Below are 19,093 nucleotides of genomic sequence, written 5' to 3' on the forward strand. Positions count from 1 at the left end.
GGGAGGATCATGGACCAGCTCGCGCCGGACCTGAAATATTCGCCCTACCGTTTCTTTTCCGCCGAACGCTGGGCCGGGTTCCGCGCCGACACGCCGCTCACGCTTACCGAAGACGAAGTCCGCCGCCTTTCTTCGCTCAACGATCCCGTCGATATTGAGGAGGTCCGCCGCATCTACCTCTCGATGTCGCGGCTGCTTTCGGCTCATGCCGAGGCGAGCCAACTGCTCTTCCACCAGCGCAAGGTTTTCTTCAACGTTCCCGACGTGGTGAAGACGCCCTTCATCATCGGCATCGCCGGCTCGGTCGCGGTCGGCAAGTCGACCACGGCGCGCATCCTGAAGGAACTTCTGGCGCGCTGGCCGTCGAGCCCCAAGGTCGATCTCGTCACCACCGACGGTTTCCTCTATCCCAACGAGGTCCTGCGCCGCGAAAACATCATGGACCGCAAGGGCTTCCCGCAGAGCTACGACGTCGGCGCACTGCTGCGCTTTCTGTCCGCAATCAAGTCGGGAGAACCCGACGTGCCGGCGCCGGTCTATTCGCACTTGACCTATGACGTCATCCCCGACGAGCAGGTGATCATCGACCGCCCCGACATCCTGATCTTCGAGGGCATCAACGTGCTACAGACACGCGAACTGCCCAGGGACGGCCGCGCCGTGCCGGTGGTGTCGGACTTCTTCGACTTCTCGATCTACATCGATGCCGAGGAGGACCTGATCCACAAATGGTATATCGACCGCTTCATGCGGCTGCGCGAGACTGCCTTCCGCAACCCGCAATCCTTCTTCCACCGTTATTCGCAGCTTTCCGAGGATGCCGCCCGCGCCATCGGTGAGGGCCTGTGGGCCAACATCAACCTCAAGAACCTGCGCGAGAACATCGTCCCGACGAGGCCGCGCGCCGACCTGATCCTTCGCAAGGGCGCCGATCACCTTGTCCAGGAAGTGGCGCTCAGGAAGTTGTAGCCCGCAGCAGTGCGGTGGGGTCAGAACGGCAGCCGGGCGCTCTCCTTGACCTCCTTCATGACGAAGAATGTTCGCGTCTGACGGACGCCGGGCAGCGCGATCAACTTCTGGCCGTGCAACTTGTTGAAATCGGCCATGTCGCGAACCCGTATCTTCAGCAGATAGTCGAAGTCGCCCGCGACAAGGTTGCAATCGAGCACCTCCTTGAGCTTGTGTACGGCACCCTCGAACGCGGCGAAGCTCTCGGGTGTGGAGCGGTCGAGCACCACGCCGACCATCACCAGCGCGCCGAGACCTACCGCCGCCGGCGCGATCTCCGCCCGGACGCCCTTGATGCAACCCTCGTCGAACAGGCGCTGAGTCCGCCGATGGCAGGTTGCGGGGCTGACATTCACGCGCGATGCCAGTTCGGCATTGGTCAGACGGCCTTCGGCCTGCAGGGCCCGCAGGATGTTGATATCGATCCGGTCGAGAGTCGTGAAAGAATCTTCCATAGATAAGCCAACCTGCGAGATAAAACAGAAACAACTCTAGTCACTTTTCCTCAGGCTGAGAAGCTGCCGCGTCGTTTTTGAGAGCACCTTCCGATAGCGTTCGGCTATCGTTGTGCCAACAACCGATCCGGAGACCGACAGTGCCGCTACTCGAAAAGTTCGAACGCTATCCGCTGACATTCGGCCCGACGCCGATAGAGCCGCTGCCGCGCCTTTCGGCCGCGCTCGGCGGCAAGGTGCAGGTCTTCGCCAAGCGCGACGACTGTAATTCCGGGTTGGCGATGGGCGGCAACAAGCTCAGGAAGCTCGAATACATCGTGCCCGATGCGATCGCCTCGGGTGCCGACACGCTGGTCTCGATCGGCGGCGTGCAATCGAACCATACGCGCATGGTCGCCGCGGCCGCCGCCAAGATCGGCATGAAATGCGTGGTGATCCAGGAGAAATGGGTGCCGCATCACGACGCCGTCTACGACCGCGTCGGCAACATTCTGATGACGCGGCTGATGGGAGCGGACAGCCGCCTCGTCGACGATGGGTTCGACATCGGCATCCGCAGGAGCTGGGAGGAAGCGATCCAGTCGGTGAAGGATGCCGGCGGCAAGCCCTATCCGATTCCGGCGGGCGCATCGGTGCACAAATTTGGCGGACTTGGATATGTCGGCTTCGCCGAGGAGGTGGCGAGGCAGGAAAGGGATCTGGGCTTCCGCTTTGACTATGTCGTGGTCTGCGTGGTGACCGGTTCCACACAGGCCGGCATGATCGTGGGTTTCGCCGCGCAGGGCCGAGCGGAGCGGGTGATCGGCATCGATGCGTCCGGCACGGTCGAACAGACGCGGGCGCAGGTGCGCAGCATCGTCGACAACACGGCCGAGCTGGTCGGGCTCGGACGCGCGGTGGGCGATGACGAGATCGTCATCAACCCCGACTACGCCTATCCCGCCTACGGCGTCCCCTCGGACGAGACCAATGAAGCAATCCGCATGGCGGCGCGCACGGAAGCCATGATCACGGATCCCGTCTATGAAGGGAAGTCGATGCAAGGTCTGATCGACCTGACGCGCAAGGGCTTCTTCCCGGACGGCGCGAAGGTGCTCTATGCGCATCTTGGCGGCGCCCCGGCGATCAATGGCTACGCCTCCTATTACAAGGACGGCTAGCCTCGGGCGGCTTCGCCCCCGCGTCACTCAGGCATGGTCCGGCGTTGTCACCCTCCTCAGGGTCAGGTTGATCCTGCCACCACGTTTCAGCAGATCCGAGGTCGACGGATAGATGCGGTCGACGCCGTGGTAGCAAAGCCGCCCCTTGCCGCCGAGGATGACGACATCGCCGCTGTCCAGCCGGAACGAGACGGTTCGTCCGCCGCGCGTCGTTCCCCCGACGCGGAACAGGCAGGCGTCACCCAAGGACACCGAGACCACGGGAGCGTCGAAATTGTCCTCGTCGCGATCCTGGTGCAGTCCCATTTTCGCTTCCGGGCCATAGAAGTTGATCAGGCAGGCCTCGGGCGGGTGAGGGTAATCTGCGACCTCGTCCCAAAGCGCCAGGAGACGTTCCGGGACGGCCGGCCATGGCTCGCCGGTGACCGGATGCGTTGCCTGGTAGCGGTAGCCGCGCTCGCGGTCGGTCAGCCAGCCGAGCGCCCCGCAATTGGTCATTCGCACGCTCATCTGCTTGCCGGTCTTCGGCATTTCCGGCGTGTAGAGCGGCGCCTCCGCCACCACGGCACGGACGTCGTCCACCAGCGCCTGCTGTTCCGCTGGCGAAAGATGCCCGGGCATGTGGCGCACGCCGTGCGGCAGGACCACCATCGGCCGCTCCTTCGGGCCTATCCCATGAAAAACGGCGAGACCCTGTCCCGCCGTTTTGTCGATGACAACCCGAAAACGGGCTGGCGTCGCCGAAGTCTATGCGTCGGCAAGCTCGGGGATACGCAGCACCTGCCCTGGATAGATCTTGTCCGGGTCGGACAGCATCGGCCGGTTGGCCTCGAAAATGACCGTGTATTTGTTACCTTTGCCTTTGCCATAGGCCTTCTCGGCGATCTTCCAGAGATTGTCGCCCTTCTCTACCGTATGGAAGACCGGCGCCTTGGCCGGCGTTGCCGCCGCCACCAGCTCGGTCATGTCGACGCTGTCGAGCTTCAGTCCGGATTCTGGCGCCACGACCTTGAGTTCGCCTGCCTCGACCTTGGAGATGCCGAGCGTGTTGCCGACCGCGACGACGGCCTTCTCGAACACCGACTGGTCGGAAACCACGCCCTTCAGAACCACCTTGTCGCCTTCGACGGCCACGTCGACCTTGTCGGTGCCGAGCTTGTAGGAATCGAGCTCCTTCTTGACGGCGTCGGCGTCCGGCGCTTCGTCGTCACCGCCGATGCCGATTTTCTTTCCCACAGATTTGACGAAGTCGAAGATTCCCATGGCACCAGGCCTCCACTTGATGTTGCAGCTCGAAAACTTTGCATTTGCCTGCGACAAATGGAAGACCGTGGAGCTTCCGCCGGGCGGTCTCGAATCTCGGCGACCCGCCCGGCGGAACCCGGCCCCCGCCGGAACCCCTATTTGTCGACGCCGCCCCAGATCGCCTCGGCCGTCTTCACCACCAGGTCGAGTTTGCGCTTCTGGTCGTCCTCGGTGACCTTGTTGCCCTCCTCGGTCGAGGCGAAGCCGCATTGCGGGGCAATACCGAGCTGGCCGATATCGGCATGCTTGCCGGCCTCGTCGAACTTCCGCTTGAGTTCGTCGAGCTTCTCCAGTTCACCGACCTTGGTTGTGATGAAGCCCGGCAGCACGCGCTTGCTGCCTTTCGGCAGCAGCCTGAGCGGCTCCAGTCCGCCGGCGCGTTCGGTGTCGTATTCCATGAAGTAGATGTCGACGCCGGTCTTGTTGAAGATCGCGTCGGCAGCCGGGTCGTAGGCGCCCTCGGCGGCGTAGGTGGAGACAAAATTGCCGCGGCACATATGCATGCCGATCAGCATGTCATCGGGCCGGTCCTTGATCGCTTCGTGCATCATCCAGGCATAGCGGTCGATCAGCCAGTCGGGATCTTCGCCCACGGCCTGCTTGTCGGCGCGGTGCTTGGGGTCGCACAGATAGGCAAAAAAGATGTCGTCCATCTGCAGGTAGCGGCAGCCGGCGTCGTAAAAGGCCTTCACTGCCTTGGCATAGGTCTTGGCGATATCCGCGAACAGCACCTCGTCGTCGGCATATTCTTTCGGATGGATGTCGGCCTTGGCGGTGCGGAAATGGCAGCAGGACGGGCCAGGGATCGAGATTTTCGGCGTCACCCCGGTGACCGACGCAACGTAGCTGAAATGGTCCAGCATCGGGTGGTCGTCGGGGAAATCGAGCTTGTCCTTGATCGTCGGAAAGATCGGCCTCAGCTTGACGCCGTGGAACTGCACGCCCTCGTCGCGTTCTTCGAGATCGAAGCCGCTGAGGCCACCCATGAAGTCGTAGTGCCAGAACGAGCGCCGGTACTCGCCGTCCGTTACCGCGAGCAGCCCGGCATTTTCCTGCATTTTCACCGCGTCGCGGATCGCCTCGTCCTCGACCGCTTTCAGTTCCTCAGCGTCAATAGCTTTGTCTTCGTAAAAGCGCTTGCGCGCCTCCTTGACGGCGGCGGGCCGCAACAGGCTGCCGACATGGTCTGCGCGATAGGGCGGTGTGGCGGTGGTGGCTGGCATGATGTCTCCCTGACCCGGCGTTGAGAACACGTCGCGCGTCGGGGAAGCGGTCTGCGGTCGTCACGTCGGTAATCGAAATTCCGTCGCCGTGTATACATTCTGCGGCGAGCCACGATCAACCCGTCGGGCCGCAATATGTCGGAGTTCGACCGGAGAACGCACAGCCTGATCCGGTCTCGTTGGTAGTAGGGCCGGGCATGTTCAAGCCGGGTACGTGCCGCCAAGGCGGCGTTGGCTTTATTCAGTTTCCGAGAATGATATCCATGATGGAGCCGGTCGAGCGGCGTTCGCCGCCGACCTCGGCCTTCGGGCGCGGGATCGAGGCGGTGGTCGAGCGTTCGACCGGTGGTGCAAAGCCGTCCGCATCCCTTTCGCCGACCGAGGTGGTACCGACCGGCTTTACCGGACGCGGGGCGGCTTCCCGTGTCTCGGCGGTCACCGGGCCACGCCAGCCGGCGCCGGGCAGCACTTTCACTGCGACGCCCTTGTGGGCGGCAACCATGAATTCGTGCCAGGCCAGAGCCGGGAGCGAGCCGCCGGTAACGTTCTTCGTCGGCGTGCCGTCGTCATTGCCGAACCAGACGCCGGTAGTGAGGTTTGCCGTGTAGCCGATGAACCAGGCGTCGCGCGAATTCTGGCTGGTGCCGGTCTTGCCGGCCGCCGGCCAGCCAAAGGCTGCGTTTCGCGCGGTGCCCGAGCGCACGGTCTCGGCCATCATCTGGTTCATCATGGCGACGTGCTCGGCGCTGATCACGCGCGGAATCGAGGCCGGCTTGTGCTCGTAGAGCAGCTTGCCGGTCAACGTCTTTACCCGTCTTACGAAATGCACCGAGGGACGATAGCCGCCATTGGCAAAGGGCACATAGGCCGCGGTGATTTCGAGCGGCGTTACTTCCGAGGTGCCGAGAGCGATCGACGTGTTGGCGGCAAGTTTCGATTCGATGCCGAGCCGGCGCGCGGTATCCACGACCGCGCGCGGGCCGACCTCCATGGCGAGCTGGGCCGAGACCGAATTGAGCGATTTGGCGAGCGCGGTGGCCAGCGTGACGCGTCCGTAATATTTGCCGTTGTAATTGTCGGGCGTCCATTTGCCGATCCGTACCGGTGCGTCGTTGCGCATGCTTTCCGGGGTGCGGCCGGCTTCGAGTGCGGCCAGAAACACGAACGGCTTGAATGCCGAGCCCGGCTGGCGGCGCGCCTCCGAGGCGCGGTCGAACTGGCTGTTGGCATAATCGTAGCCGCCGACCATGGCGCGCACGGCGCCGGTTCCGTCTATGGAGACCAGGGCGCCCTGGCTGACCCGGCGCTTGTCGCCGTTTTCGCCGATCAGGCGGCGGATCGACCGTTCTGCGAGCTTCTGCAAGGTGAGGTCGACCGTCGTCTCGACGACGACGTCGGCACGTACATCGCCAATCAGCCCCGGCAGTTCCTCCATGATGCGGTCGGCGACATAGTGCTCCGAACCCGTCCAGTAGGCCGCTGCGCGCGTTGCCGGTGCACTCATGGCGGTCGTCAGCTCGCGGCCGTTGATCAGGCCCTGGTCGTTCATGGCGGCGAGCACCAGCTGCGCGCGCGCCTCGGCGGCCTTCGGATCGCGGGCCGGCGACAGCCGCGACGGTGCCTTCAGGAGCCCTGCGAGAAGGGCTGCCTCCGGCAGCGAGACTTCGCGCGCCGACTTGTTGAAATAGCGCCTCGACGCCGCTTCGACACCATAGGAACCGGAGCCGAAATAGACCCGGTTCAGATACATTTCCAGGATCTGGGCCTTGGTATGCCTGTGCTCCAGCCACAGCGCCAGAAGCACCTCCTGCACCTTGCGCTCGATGGTGCGGTCGGGCTCAAGAAACAGGTTCTTGGCAAGCTGCTGGGTGAGGGTAGAGCCGCCCTGGACCAGACGCCCCTCCACGATGTTGGCGAACATGGCGCGGGCCAGCCCGAGCGGGTCGACGCCGAAATGCGAATAGAAGCGCCGGTCCTCGATGGCGATGACGGCCTGCGGGATGTAGGGCGACATCTCGTGCAGGCCGACCGCCTCGCCGCCTGTCATGCCGCGATTGGCGATTAGGTCGCCATCGACCGCAAGAATCTTGACGTTGGGCGGCCGGTCCGGCACCGACCATGTGGTCGCGCTGGGCATGCGCGCGCCGTAGAAGGCGACCAGCGCCGCGCCCGCGATACCGGCCCAGATGGCAAAGACCAGCCCCCAGTAGGACGCTCCGCGGATGAGCGACCAGATCGCGCCACGTGCGCGCCGGGTCGTCTTGCGGCGGGCGCCGCCGCCCCGAACCGGCGTCTTGCGGTTGCCGCCGGACTTCCCAGTCGCCGCCTTGGAGGATTTCGGCCGGGCCGCGCCACCGGCGGGCGCGCGCCTTTTTGCCCTCGATCCCTCGAAGGTCGGCTCGATCCGCGCTGTTGGCTTTCGCCTCGTCATGAACTGTCCGCCATCCCCGTTCCGGACGCGAATTGGACAGTAGGTTCGGGGGTTTAAGGGCGGGTTAAGCGGCGGTTGGCGGCTGGCGAGGCTCGTTCCGTCTCCCAGGAACGCAAAGAGACAACTTGCCGCCGCCGCGCCTCCAAGCCCGCGCGCAGTGCTAACCTCCGCCTAACCATGTTGCCCGAAGGGCGAAGCCCAACGTCTTCGGCGGGGTCGGCTTAAGCCTTTCGTCGCCGCTTGCGGCTAGATTCCGCCTTATCGGAGAGGGCTCATGCTGCGCGCAAGCGGACATTACGGCGATCGGGTCGACTGGGTCGACCTCGCCAAGGGGTTCTGCATCATCCTGGTGGTGATGGTTCACGCCACGCTCGGGGTCGAGGTCGCCGCCGGCGAGGATGGCTGGATGCACTACGCCGTCGCTTTCGCGCGGCCGTTCCGCATGCCGGACTTCTTCCTGATTTCGGGTCTGTTCCTGGGTCTGGTCATCGACCGGCCGTGGCGGCGCTATCTCGACCGTAAGGTCGTGCATTTCGTCTATTTCTACGTACTGTGGCTGACGATCCAGTTCGTCTTCAAGGCGCCGGGCATGGTAGTGGACGGCGGGTGGAGCGCACCTCTTGAAGCCTATCTCTTTGCCTTCGTGCAGCCGTTCGGCACGCTCTGGTTCATCTACCTGTTGCCGATCTTCTTCGTCTTTACCCGGCTGACAGCAAGCCTGCCGCTCTGGCTGATGCTGTGCTGGGCGGCGGTGATGGAGATCCTGCCGGTACGTACCGGATCGATCACCTATGACGAATTCGCGGGCCGCTTCTTCTATTTCTTCGTTGGTTATGCCTTCGCGCCGCTCATCTTCGCCTTTGCGGAAAGGGCCAGGCGCAATCCTGCGCTGACGCTCATCGCCATAGCACTCTGGGCGCCTGTCAATGCGGCTCTGGTCTTCACCCCGGCGCCGGAGGCGCTGGCCCCGTTCCTGCAGCTTGACATCGGCGATTCAGGCAGCACCGGCGGCATTGCCGAACTGCCGTTCGTGTCGATCGTCCTGGGCACGGTCGGCACCCTCGTTGTGGTTGCGGTCGCCGCCCTGCTGGCGAGCGCTCCCTGGGTGAGATGGCTGCGCTGGCTGGGTGCGCACTCGATCGTCGTCTATCTCGCCTTCTTCCTGCCGATGGCGACGACCCGCCTGGTATTGCTGAAGACAGGCATCATCACCGACGTCGGCACGATCAGCGCGCTCACGACGCTGGCCGGCGTCACCGGGCCGGTGGTGCTTTACGCGCTGGTCAGGCTCACCGGCTACGGCGGCTTCCTGTTCGAGCGTCCGGGCTGGGCTGTGATTGACCGGCCGGTCGCACCGCGTCGACACGTTGCCGGAGCCGGGGCAGACTAGATCGAGGCGTGCGGCCTTCGGGCCAAGCCTCAGCTATGGGCGAAGATGTCTTCTTCTCCCCAGCCCATCAGGTCCAGCCGCGCGCGGGTCGGCAGGAAGCGGAAACAGGCCTCGGCCTCGGCCGTGCGGCCTTCCCGCGCCAGCCGCCCGACCAGCGCTTCGCGCAAGGCATGGAGATGGAGCACGTCAGAGGCGGCATATTCGAGCTGCTCCGCTGAAAGGATCTCGGCCGCCCAGTCGGATGACTGCTGCGCCTTCGACAGCGGTACGCCCAGCAACTCGGCGCAGATGTCTTTGAGACCGTGGCGGTCCGTATAGGTGCGGGTGAGCCGGGAGGCGATCTTGGTGCAGAAAACCGGCTGCGGCATCGCCCCGAAGGCGTTCGACAGCACCGCCAGGTCGAAGCGGGCATAGTGGAAGATCTTGGTGACCTTGCGGTTTCGCAGCAGGCTGACGAGATGGGGCGCCTTCTTCTGGCCGCGGTCGATCTGGACGACGTCGGCGGAGCCATCGCCGGGCGATAGCTGGACGACGCAAAGCCGGTCGCGATGAGGGTTCAGCCCCAGCGTCTCGGTGTCTATGGCGATCGCCTCGACATCGTACCGGGCAAGGTCGGGCAGATCGTTGCGGTGAAAGCGTATGGTCATTGTGCGGCTCCGGCGGCTCAGCGGGCGATGGCGTCGAGAATGCGCGCCCAGGAGCGCTGACCGCCGTGGAAGGACGACATCTCGTATTTCTCGTTGGGCGAATGGACGCGGTCGTCGGGCAGGCCGAAGCCGACGAGCAGCGAGTCCATGCCGAGCATCTTCTGGAAATCGCCGACGATCGGGATCGAGCCGCCCATGGCGATCATCACCGCCTCGTTCGGCCACTCGTCCGAAAGTGCGGCCTTGGCCTTCTGCAGCAGCGGCGAATCGAAAGGAAGGTGGATCGCGGGTGAAGAGCCATGTTCGGTGAAGGACACGGAGCAGTCGGCAGGGATGCGCGCCTTTACGAACTCGCGGAAGGCGGCGCGTATCTTGACCGGATCCTGCCGGTGCACGAGCCGGAACGAGACCTTGGCCGAGGCTTCCGAGGCGATGACGGTCTTGAAGCCTTCGCCCTCGTAACCGCCGGAAATGCCATTGACCTCGGCTGTCGGACGCGCCCAGGTGAGTTCCAGCACCGAGCGCCCCTTCTCGCCGGCCGGTATTGACAGTCCGATATCGGAGAGGAAAGTGTCGGCGCCGCGGCCGAGCTTTTCCCAGGTCGCGAGCACGTCCGCCGGTGTTTCCTCGACGCCGTCGTAGAAGCCCGGGATGGTGACGCGGCCGGTTTCGTCGTGGATGTCGGCCAGCACTCTGGCGAGAATGTGGATGGGATTGGCGGCGGCACCTCCGTAGAGCCCGGAATGCAGGTCGCGATTGGCAGCCTTCACCTTGATCTCGTCGCCGACCAGCCCGCGCAGGGCGGTGGAGATGGCCGGCGTCTCGGCATCCCACATGCCGGTGTCGCAGACCATGGCGAAATCGGCCTTCAACTCGTCGGCGTTGGCCTCGAGGAAGGGTTTAAGCGACGGCGAGCCCGATTCCTCCTCGCCCTCGAACAGGATGGTAACCTTTACCGGCAGGCTGCCGGTCTCGGCCTTCCATGCCCGGCACGCCTCGACGAAGGTCATCAGCTGACCCTTGTCGTCCGCCGCGCCGCGTCCGGTAATGATCTTGCGGCCGGCGCCGTTCTTGACCGCAGGCGCGAACGGATCGTCTTGCCAAAGATCGAGCGGGTCGACGGGCTGCACGTCGTAATGCCCGTAAAAGAGCACGTGCGGCGCGTCCGGCGTGGCACCGTCGTGATGCGCGACGACCATTGGATGGCCTTTCGTATCGCGCACCGACGCCGAGAAACCCATCGATTCGAGGTCCTTGACCAGCCATTCGGCCGCTTCGCGGCAGTTTTTGCGGTATGCCGGATCGGTGGAGATCGAGGGGATGCGCAACAGCGCGAAAAGGCGTTCGAGGCTGGCGTCGAGATCGGTGTCGATCCGGGACAGGACGGAGGCAAGTGCGGGCATGAAGTTCCTCGATCGGCGGGAGTTCTGGAAACGGGCGCGATCCTATCCCCGTCCGGCGGGGAAAGGAAAGGCGTCGAGATGACCACCCCGAGATTTCAGGCGCCGGCGAATTCCAGATCTACGATCGCTACCAATGCGGCAAAGCACAGGGGCAACGGCTCCACCTCTTCCCGGAGGCAGGCCGTAGCGCCATCCTGTGGGACGAGCACCCAGTCGAAGGTCGCAAGCAGGCCTTTCAGCCGACCCAGCATGCCGGACGGCCTCTCGCCGCCGCGCGGCAAGCGCGCCAGTCGGGCGACGGGCTTGCCGCCGGCAAGACAGACGTAAGTGTCGTTGCCGCTGCTGAGGGCTGAGCGGAGGATTTGTTCGGACAGGCCGGCAGGGTCCACGAACTCGGCCAGCGTATCGCCACGAGCCCCGGTCAGGCGGATGCCGGATTTGAGCGCACCGCGCCGCGAGGCGACGGCAACGAGATCGCCGGAAGACTCCTTGAGCCGCCAGGTGCCAGGTTCGCGTGCCGACCAGGTGACCTCGAACGCAGCGCCGTCGGCGCGCCGGCAATGCGCGCCGTTGCCAAGATGTGCCTTTGGCAGATCGAAAACGAAACGAGGCTCCTGCATGTCGCCGTCCTGCTCCGGGCACACCTCATAGCGCACCGCGATTCCCGCGGGCAGGTCAGCAACCGCGGCTCTTTTCTGGACGAAACGAAGGCTTTCGGTCATGGCGCCCTGTATTCTTGGCATGCTGATCGGCCACGGGGCCCAACGAACGCAGGATGCGTCGAATTGCCAATCTTTCCGTTAAACCAACCGACGATGTCGCGCTTCGCGAGGGGGCCGAAACAGTGGCCCGGAAAAGAAAATGGCCACCGTGGTGGAGGGGGGAACCACGGTGGCCTTACTATGTGCGGCAGCCCGGAGAGGGGGGATGCGGCTGCCGCTGTTGTCCGGCGAGGCGGGGGACGGGCCTTTGACCGAACTCGGCAAAAACTGCCGATGCCTTGGAAGATGGTTTTTGAAAATGGCGATTCAAGGGCGCCAACATTACAACTGTGTAACAAACCCGTGAATAACGCGGCGCCGGCCATCTGGCAGGAGGGCGGGGTTCCGGCGTCGTTTCGCATGGATTTCACAGACCCGGCACGCTATCCCTTCTCGCCATGAAAAAAGGCGATCATCTCTTCCTCGTCGACGGCTCCGGCTACATCTTTCGCGCCTATCACGCGCTGCCGCCACTGACGCGCAAGTCGGACGGCCTGCCGGTCGGCGCGGTCTCCGGCTTCTGCAACATGCTGTGGAAGCTGCTTCAGGACGCCCGCAACACGGACGTCGGCGTTACGCCGACCCATTTCGCCGTCATCTTCGATTATTCCTCGAAGACGTTTCGCAGCGAGATCTTCCCCGAATACAAGGCCAACCGCTCGGAGCCGCCTGAAGATCTGGTGCCGCAGTTCGGACTGATCCGCGAGGCGACGCGCGCCTTCGACCTGCCCTGCATCGAGCTGGAAGGTTACGAGGCCGACGACCTGATCGCCACCTATGCGCGGCTGGCCCGCGAGGCAGGCGGCGACGCCACCATCGTGTCGTCCGACAAGGACCTGATGCAGCTCGTGGGCGATGCCGTGTCGATGTACGACCCGATGAAGGATCGTGAGATCCGGGTGCCGGAAGTGATCGAGAAATGGGGCGTGCCGCCGGAAAAGATGATCGATCTGCAGGCCTTGACCGGCGATTCGGTCGACAACGTACCCGGCATACCTGGTATCGGCCCGAAGACGGCGGCGCAACTGCTCGAGGAGTTCGGCGATCTCGACACCCTTCTGGCGCGTGCTGGCGAGATCAAGCAGAACAAGCGGCGCGAAAACATCATCGAGAATGCCGACAAGGCGCGCATCTCGCGTGAACTGGTCCGGCTCAAGGACGACGCGCCGGTGGTCGAGGGCCTTGCCGACTTCGTACTGAGGCCGCCCGACGGGCCGAAGCTGATCGCCTTCTGCAAGGCCATGGAATTTTCGAGCCTGACGCGACGGGTGGCGGAGGCGACCGGCGCCGATCCGAGCGGCATAGCGGCGACGGCACTGGAGATCGAGGCCGGCGCGGCCGCTCACGGGCCGGACGTCGGGGCCGGCAAGGCCGCCGCCAAGGCTCTCGGCGGACCGACCAGACCGGACACGGGCAATGTTTATGCGACGCCCGCCGAGCTTGCCGGGAAACGCGCCGAGATGGCCGGCGCGATACCTTTCGACCGTTCTGGCTACGAAACGATCGTCGATATCAAGACGCTGGACGCGTGGATTGCCGAAGCGCGAGAAGCCGGCGTCGTGGCCATCGACACCGAATCGACCTCGATCGACCCGATGCAGGCGGATCTGACCGGCATCTCGCTCGCCGTTGCGCCGGGCCGCGCCGCTTATCTGCCGCTCGGCCACAAGTCGCGCGACGGCGATCTTCTCGGCGGCGGCCTTGTCGAGGGGCAGGTCTCTCTGCGCGCCGCCCTGGATGCGCTGGCGCCGCTGTTCTCCGACCCAGGGGTGCTCAAGGTCGGCCAGAACATCAAGCATGACTGGCTGCTTCTGCTTCAGCACGGGGTCGCCGTGACGCCGGTCGACGACACCATGCTGATCTCCTACGTACTGGATGCCGGCCTCGGGGCGCAGGGCCTTGAAGCGCTGTCGGAACGCTGGCTCGGACACGCACCCATGCCGCTCAAGGAAATCACCGGCTCCGGCCGCAACCAGCTTCGGTTCGAAACCGTCGAGATAGCCGACGCCACGCCCTATGCGGGCGAAGGAGCCGACGTCGCGCTGAGGCTCTGGCAGGTGTTGAAGCCGCGGCTGGCCGCGGACGGTCTGGTCAGTGTTTATGAGCGTCTCGAGCGTCCGCTCGTCGAGGTGATCGGCCGCATGGAGCAGCGCGGGATCGCCGTCGACCGCCAGATACTCTCGCGGCTTTCCGGTGACTTCTCGCAGACGGCGGCGGCTATCGAGGAGGAGATCTACGAGACCGCCGGCGAGCGCTTTAATATCGGCTCCCCGAAACAACTCGGCGACATCCTTTTCGGCAAGATGGGCCTTTCCGGTGCACGCAAGACGGCGACCGGGCAATGGTCGACCTCGGCGCAAATTTTGGAGGATCTCGCCGCCGAGGGCCACGAACTGCCGCGCAAGATCGTCGACTGGCGCCAGGTGACCAAGCTGAAATCCACTTATACCGACGCGCTGCCCGGCTACATCAACCCGGAAACCAAACGGGTGCACACGTCCTATGCGCTTGCCTCGACCTCGACCGGACGCCTTTCGTCATCGGAGCCGAACCTGCAGAACATCCCGATCCGGACGGTCGAAGGGCGGAAGATCCGCACCGCCTTCATCGCCGAGCCAGGCAACAGGCTGATCTCCGCCGACTACAGCCAGATCGAGTTGCGGGTGCTGGCGCACATCGCCGATATTCCGCAGCTCAGGCAGGCCTTCGCCGATGGCGTCGACATCCATGCCATGACCGCCTCGGAGATGTTCAACATGCCGGTCGAGGACATGCCGCCAGACGTCAGGCGGCGGGCCAAGGCGATCAATTTCGGCATCATCTACGGCATCTCGGCGTTCGGACTTGCGAACCAGCTTTCGATCCCGCGCGAGGAGGCGAGCGCCTACATCAAGAAATACTTCGAGCGCTTCCCCGGTATCCGCGACTACATGGACCGGACCAAGGAACACGCGCGCGAAAAAGGTTATGTCGAGACCATCTTCGGCCGGCGGGCGCACTACCCCGAAATCCGTTCGTCCAACCCGCATCATCGCGCTTTCAACGAGCGTGCCGCCATCAACGCACCGATCCAGGGCTCGGCGGCCGACATCATCCGCCGTGCCATGGTGCGCATGGATGGGGCACTCGCCGATGCGGGCCTAGCCGAGGTGCGGATGCTGCTGCAGGTGCATGACGAGTTGATCTTCGAAGCGCGCGAGGCGGACGTCGACAAGGCGATTCCGGTGATCCGAGAGGTCATGGAGAACGCGGCGATGCCCGCGATCTCGATGGCTGTGCCGCTGCAGGTCGATGCCCGCGCCGCCGACAACTGGGACGAGGCACACTGATTGGAAGCCCTCGGCCCAAGCCTGTCCGCCCTGCTGTCGTTTGCCTTGGCATCGCTGCTGATGGAGCTTACGCCCGGTCCCAACATGACCTATCTGGCCATCGTTTCGGCCGGAGAAGGACGACGCGCCGGCTTCGCCACGGTCGCCGGCATCGCTCTCGGCCTGGCGGTTGTCGGCACGATCGCGGCTTTCGGCGTTGCCGAACTCATCCAGGCCTCGCCGCTTCTCTATGAGGGGCTGCGCTGGGCTGGTATCGCATTTCTGCTCTATCTCGCCTGGGAAGGGTGGCGCGGTACGGGAGACGTCGTGGCGTCGGCGGATGGCCATCAAAGCCGGTACTTCTACCGCGGGCTCATCACGAACCTGCTCAATCCGAAGGCAGCCTTGTTCTACGTCACGGTTCTGCCGACCTTTGTCGATGCTTCCCGCCCGGTTGCGGAACAGACCTTGGCGCTGACCGCTGTTTTTGTGGGTGTGGCGACGGTGGTGCACGCGGTCATCGTTGTTCTCGCGGGCACGCTGGAACCGACGCTGAACGATCCAAGGCGTGAAAAGATGGCGCGCCGCGGGCTCTCGCTGCTTTTGGCCGCGGTCGCCATCTGGTTCGGCTTCTCGACCGCGCAGTAGGGCGATCCCTCAGCGGGCGCGATGGTCGCGCTCGGCGGCCGCACAGGGCGCGCACAGCCCACGAAACTCTATGACCGCCTTGTTGGGCCGGAAGCCGCTTTCGCTGACCCAGCTCTCCAGGCGTTTGCCGACGACCGGGTCGGCGAACTCGGCCACCTGGCCGCATGTCTCGCAAATGGCAAAGGCGGTGATGCCGTGCAGGTGGGAATGCTCTCCGGTGCAGGCGACGAAGGAGTTGAGGCTTTCGAGGCGGTGGACAAGGCCGTCCTTCATCAGGCGGTCGAGCGCCCGATAGACCTGCAGCGGCGCACGGAAGCCGTGCTCACGCAAAAGGTCGAGCAGTGCGTAAGCGCTCAGCGGGCCGGCCGCATCCTCAAGCTTTTCGAGCACCAGCAACTGGTTGCGGGTCAGGCTTGCCCTGGCTGCAATGGTCTGGTCGGTCATGCTCATCGTTGGCACACAATGGCCGGAAAAATTGTCTCTACTGCGGCCTTTGTGCGCCAGCCGGGCCGCGGGCGCAAGCGCACGGAGGCTGGAGATGGGCGCCGGCGGCCGTTGCTCCCAAGGCAAACAGGCTTAACCATTCGTAAAGCGCAATGGGATTATTTGATCTAAACCTGAGCAAGCCCGGACGTGCCATGAACATCGCCCAGTTTCGTATCGAGCCAGATGAGACTGCGCCCGCCGCCGAGGGCAACGACATCTCCGATATCGGCCCCCGCGCCAGCCGGCTCGGAATCGAGATCGCGGATATTGCAGGCATCGTCGAAGATCTGCAGAAGATTGGCCAGAATCAGCAGGAATCAGTACGCGCCGTCGTCACCTCGGCGCGCGAGACAGCCAAGACCAACGAATTGCTCGCCTCCTCCATGGCGGAGGCGCGGACCTCGGCCGAGGAAACGCGTACGGTGCTCAGCACCAGTGCCGACCAGGTCGCCGACACGATCGGAAGCGCCGTCGACCATCTGCAGGGCCTGAGCAACCGGGTCCTTGGCTTTACGACGTCGCTCGACAAGGTCGCCGAAACCATCAAGAAGGTCAGCGACGCCAGCGCCTCCATCAACGAGATCGCGCGCGAGACCCAACTTGTCGCGCTCAACGCCAGCATCGAGGCTGCGCGCCTCGGCGACGCCGGCAAGGGCTTCGCGGTCATAGGCGGCGCGGTCAAGACGCTCGCCGACCAGATCAGCTCCTTTGCCAAGCAGAACGAGGTGAGCCTCACCTCGCTGAAAGGAATACTCGACGAACTGTTCGAGCACAGCCGCGAAAGCGCCTCGACGGCCGAAGCGGCGATCGAATCCTCCGGGCAGGCAGCCGAGTCGACGCGAACGATCCAGTCGCTGGTCGCCATCGTCGAAGGGCTGACCGACAAGATCGTCGGCATGTCGGACCCGGTGCAGCGCAACATCGTGTCGAGCTCGAAGGTGCGCGAGGACCTTCAAAAACTGGCGACGCTCGCTCGCGCCTGCCAGGAAAAGCTGGACGCTGCCGGCGACCGTTCCGAGGCGATCCTCGACATCTCCGAGAATTTCATCCTCTTCATTGCCGAAAGCGGCATCGAAACCCCGGACACGCCTTTCATCAGGCTGGCCCGCGACACCGCCGCCGAGATTGCGGCCCTTTTCGAGCAGGCGGTCGAGGCCGGCGAGGTCGGCATCTCGGACCTTTTCGACGAAAACTACGAGCCGGTACCGGGCACCGACCCGCAACAGGTGTTGACCCGGTTCACGACCTTCACCGACCGCGTGCTGCCGGCAATCCAGGAGCCGATCCTGAAATTCAGCGAACGCGTTGCGTTCTGCGCCGCCGTCGATCGCAACGGCTACCTGCCGACGCACAATCTCGTCTATTCCAAGCCGCAGGGCGACGACCCGGTGTGGAACGCCGCAAACTGCCGCAATCACCGGATATTCAAGGACCGCACCGGGCTCGGCGCCGGCCGCAACACGCGACCCTTCCTGCTGCAGACCTATCGGCGCGACATGGGTGGCGGAAATTTCGTGCTGATGAAGGACGTATCCGCGCCGATCTACGTTAAGAACCGCCACTGGGGCGGCTTCCGGATCGGCTACAAGCCCTGACGCCGCTTCTCAGGCAATCGCGTTGGTTACGTCGCGTGGTGCCAATAACGCTTCCGCAAGCGCTGTCAGATTGTCGATGACGATGTCCGCTCCGAGCGTATCGGGATCGGCTTCGGCATAGCCGCCGCGCACCAGCACTGATCGCACGCAGGCGTTGCGCGCTGCCTCGACATCAATGGCGCTGTCGCCGACCATGACCGCATTCTCGGGATCAACCGACAACTGCGCGAGCGCGGCGAGCAGCATGTCCGGCGCCGGCTTTCTGGCAAGATCGGCGCGCCCGCCGACAATCACGCCGAACCGGGCGGCAAGGCCGAAATGGTCCATGATGGCGCCCGTCGCGTCCTGCGGCTTGTTGGTGACGAGACCGAGCAGCAAGCCGGCTTCCCGCAGCGACTCCACCGCATCGACCGCGCCCGGCATCAGCACCGTGCGCTCGGTCAAACAGCCTTGATAGGCGTCCATCATCTCCGCGACCGCCTCGTCGAGCGTCTGCCCCTCCAGGGGCTTGCCTGAAGCGGCAAAGGCTCGCTCGACTAGCTTGGCAATGCCGTTGCCTACCATGCCGCGCACCGCGCCGACCGGCAGCGGTGCTTCGCGATGCCCGGCCAGCACCGCGTTGACGGCTGCAGCCAGGTCCGCCACCGAATCGACCAGCGTGCCGTCGAGGTCGAAAAGCACCGCGCGCACCGGCAACCCTATTGCGGTCCGGCTCAAGCGGCGTCCTTCCACTTGATCGAGCAGCCGATCGAGGCGATCTGGTCTTTCGGACCCTCGCCACTGCGCGAGACCTGGAGCATGGCCTCGTAAAGGTCACGCCTGAGATCGGCGGGGCCCTCCTCGCGCCGCGAGGCGTCGAGGCGGCCGCGATACTGGAGCTTCAGGTCGGCATTGAACCCATAAAAATCCGGCGTGCAGGCAGCGCCATAGGCACGGGCGATACGCTGGTCCTCGTCGTAGAGATAGGGGAAAGGGAAGCGATGCCGCTCGGCGAACAGCTTCATGTTGTCGAAGGAATCCTCGGGATAGGCGACGGCGTCGTTCGCGCTGATGGCAACGAAACCGACGCCGTGCTCCTGCAAGTCGTTGGCGTCGCGAACGATGCGCGAGATCACCGCCTTCACGTAAGGGCAGTGGTTGCAGATGAACGCGACGACCAGACCGCCGGGCCCGCAAAGATCGGAGATCTGATGCTGGTTGCCGTCCGTGCCGGGCAGGATGGCGTCGACCGCCGGCCAGCCGAATTCGCAGACAGGGGGTGTGGCGGCCATTT

The 19,093-nt window shown here is 64.4% G+C and carries 17 protein-coding genes; 6 read left to right on the top strand and 11 right to left on the bottom strand.

Going from position 1 to position 19,093, the window contains the following annotated elements; translation table 11 throughout:
• Window positions 1-9 precede the first annotated feature (9 nt).
• Window positions 10-969, top strand: coding sequence for a type I pantothenate kinase (gene coaA / locus FQ775_RS19010; protein WP_146300505.1), 960 nt, complete (start codon window positions 10-12; stop codon window positions 967-969).
• 20 nt (window positions 970-989) lie between these two features.
• Here the strand turns inward: coaA and FQ775_RS19015 are convergent, their stop codons facing one another.
• Window positions 990-1,463 (bottom strand): Lrp/AsnC family transcriptional regulator, encoded by a 474-nt coding sequence (locus tag FQ775_RS19015; RefSeq protein ID WP_146300506.1) that lies wholly within the window; start codon window positions 1,461-1,463, stop codon window positions 990-992.
• A 140-nt stretch (window positions 1,464-1,603) separates the two neighbouring features.
• Here FQ775_RS19015 and FQ775_RS19020 point away from each other — a divergent pair, with 140 nt between their 5' ends.
• Window positions 1,604-2,623, top strand: a complete 1,020-nt coding sequence (locus FQ775_RS19020) for a 1-aminocyclopropane-1-carboxylate deaminase (protein ID WP_146300507.1) — start codon at window positions 1,604-1,606, stop codon at window positions 2,621-2,623.
• 27 nt (window positions 2,624-2,650) lie between these two features.
• Here the strand turns inward: FQ775_RS19020 and FQ775_RS19025 are convergent, their stop codons facing one another.
• The 4 genes from FQ775_RS19025 to FQ775_RS19040 all read right to left on the bottom strand — a co-directional run bounded on the left by FQ775_RS19025 (window position 2,651) and on the right by FQ775_RS19040 (window position 7,582).
• The gene (locus tag FQ775_RS19025; protein ID WP_146300508.1) at window positions 2,651-3,274 is read right to left on the bottom strand and encodes an alpha-ketoglutarate-dependent dioxygenase AlkB family protein; all 624 of its coding nucleotides are present in this window, start codon (window positions 3,272-3,274) and stop codon (window positions 2,651-2,653) included.
• Between the two features lie 96 nt (window positions 3,275-3,370).
• Window positions 3,371-3,886, bottom strand: coding sequence for a peptidoglycan-binding protein LysM (gene lysM, locus FQ775_RS19030; RefSeq protein WP_146300509.1), 516 nt, complete (start codon window positions 3,884-3,886; stop codon window positions 3,371-3,373).
• Between the two features lie 137 nt (window positions 3,887-4,023).
• Entirely contained in the window at window positions 4,024-5,151 is a 1,128-nt protein-coding gene (locus tag FQ775_RS19035) for a 5-methyltetrahydropteroyltriglutamate--homocysteine S-methyltransferase (RefSeq protein ID WP_146300510.1), read from the bottom strand.
• A gap of 241 nt (window positions 5,152-5,392) precedes the next feature.
• Entirely contained in the window at window positions 5,393-7,582 is a 2,190-nt protein-coding gene (locus tag FQ775_RS19040) for a transglycosylase domain-containing protein (protein WP_146300511.1), read from the bottom strand.
• Window positions 7,583-7,856: 274 nt separating this feature from the next.
• On the opposite strand from FQ775_RS19040, the gene FQ775_RS19045 reads away from it, so the two are divergent.
• Complete coding sequence (locus tag FQ775_RS19045) at window positions 7,857-8,972, top strand: acyltransferase family protein (RefSeq protein WP_146300512.1); 1,116 nt, start codon at window positions 7,857-7,859, stop codon at window positions 8,970-8,972.
• A gap of 29 nt (window positions 8,973-9,001) precedes the next feature.
• On the opposite strand, the gene FQ775_RS19050 is transcribed toward FQ775_RS19045, so the two are convergent.
• The 3 genes from FQ775_RS19050 to FQ775_RS19060 all read right to left on the bottom strand — a co-directional run bounded on the left by FQ775_RS19050 (window position 9,002) and on the right by FQ775_RS19060 (window position 11,744).
• Window positions 9,002-9,619, bottom strand: a complete 618-nt coding sequence (locus FQ775_RS19050; RefSeq protein ID WP_146300513.1) for a ribonuclease D — start codon at window positions 9,617-9,619, stop codon at window positions 9,002-9,004.
• A 17-nt stretch (window positions 9,620-9,636) separates the two neighbouring features.
• Entirely contained in the window at window positions 9,637-11,022 is a 1,386-nt protein-coding gene (locus tag FQ775_RS19055) for a dipeptidase (protein WP_146300514.1), read from the bottom strand.
• A 95-nt stretch (window positions 11,023-11,117) separates the two neighbouring features.
• Window positions 11,118-11,744, bottom strand: a complete 627-nt coding sequence (locus FQ775_RS19060; protein ID WP_146300515.1) for a hypothetical protein — start codon at window positions 11,742-11,744, stop codon at window positions 11,118-11,120.
• A gap of 437 nt (window positions 11,745-12,181) precedes the next feature.
• On the opposite strand from FQ775_RS19060, the gene polA reads away from it, so the two are divergent.
• On the top strand, window positions 12,182-15,112 hold the full coding sequence (gene polA / locus FQ775_RS19065) for a DNA polymerase I (protein ID WP_146300516.1): 2,931 nt from the start codon (window positions 12,182-12,184) through the stop codon (window positions 15,110-15,112).
• Window positions 15,113-15,172: 60 nt separating this feature from the next.
• The gene (locus FQ775_RS19070) at window positions 15,173-15,739 is read left to right on the top strand and encodes a LysE family translocator (protein WP_146302014.1); all 567 of its coding nucleotides are present in this window, start codon (window positions 15,173-15,175) and stop codon (window positions 15,737-15,739) included.
• A gap of 9 nt (window positions 15,740-15,748) precedes the next feature.
• Here the strand turns inward: FQ775_RS19070 and FQ775_RS19075 are convergent, their stop codons facing one another.
• On the bottom strand, window positions 15,749-16,183 hold the full coding sequence (locus FQ775_RS19075; protein ID WP_146300517.1) for a Fur family transcriptional regulator: 435 nt from the start codon (window positions 16,181-16,183) through the stop codon (window positions 15,749-15,751).
• Between the two features lie 194 nt (window positions 16,184-16,377).
• Here FQ775_RS19075 and FQ775_RS19080 point away from each other — a divergent pair, with 194 nt between their 5' ends.
• On the top strand, window positions 16,378-17,820 hold the full coding sequence (locus tag FQ775_RS19080) for a methyl-accepting chemotaxis protein (protein WP_167813050.1): 1,443 nt from the start codon (window positions 16,378-16,380) through the stop codon (window positions 17,818-17,820).
• 9 nt (window positions 17,821-17,829) lie between these two features.
• Here FQ775_RS19080 and FQ775_RS19085 read toward each other — a convergent pair whose 3' ends face one another.
• Window positions 17,830-18,537: an HAD-IA family hydrolase gene (locus FQ775_RS19085; protein WP_146300519.1), complete on the bottom strand. Its 708-nt coding sequence runs from the start codon at window positions 18,535-18,537 to the stop codon at window positions 17,830-17,832.
• Window positions 18,534-19,091 (bottom strand): thioredoxin family protein, encoded by a 558-nt coding sequence (locus FQ775_RS19090; protein WP_146300520.1) that lies wholly within the window; start codon window positions 19,089-19,091, stop codon window positions 18,534-18,536. The genes FQ775_RS19085 and FQ775_RS19090 overlap by 4 nt, the downstream gene beginning before the upstream one ends.
• Window positions 19,092-19,093: the final 2 nt, after the last annotated feature.

It is taken from the genome of Nitratireductor mangrovi, from assembly GCF_007922615.2.
Lineage (GTDB): Bacteria > Pseudomonadota > Alphaproteobacteria > Rhizobiales > Rhizobiaceae > Mangrovimarina > Mangrovimarina mangrovi.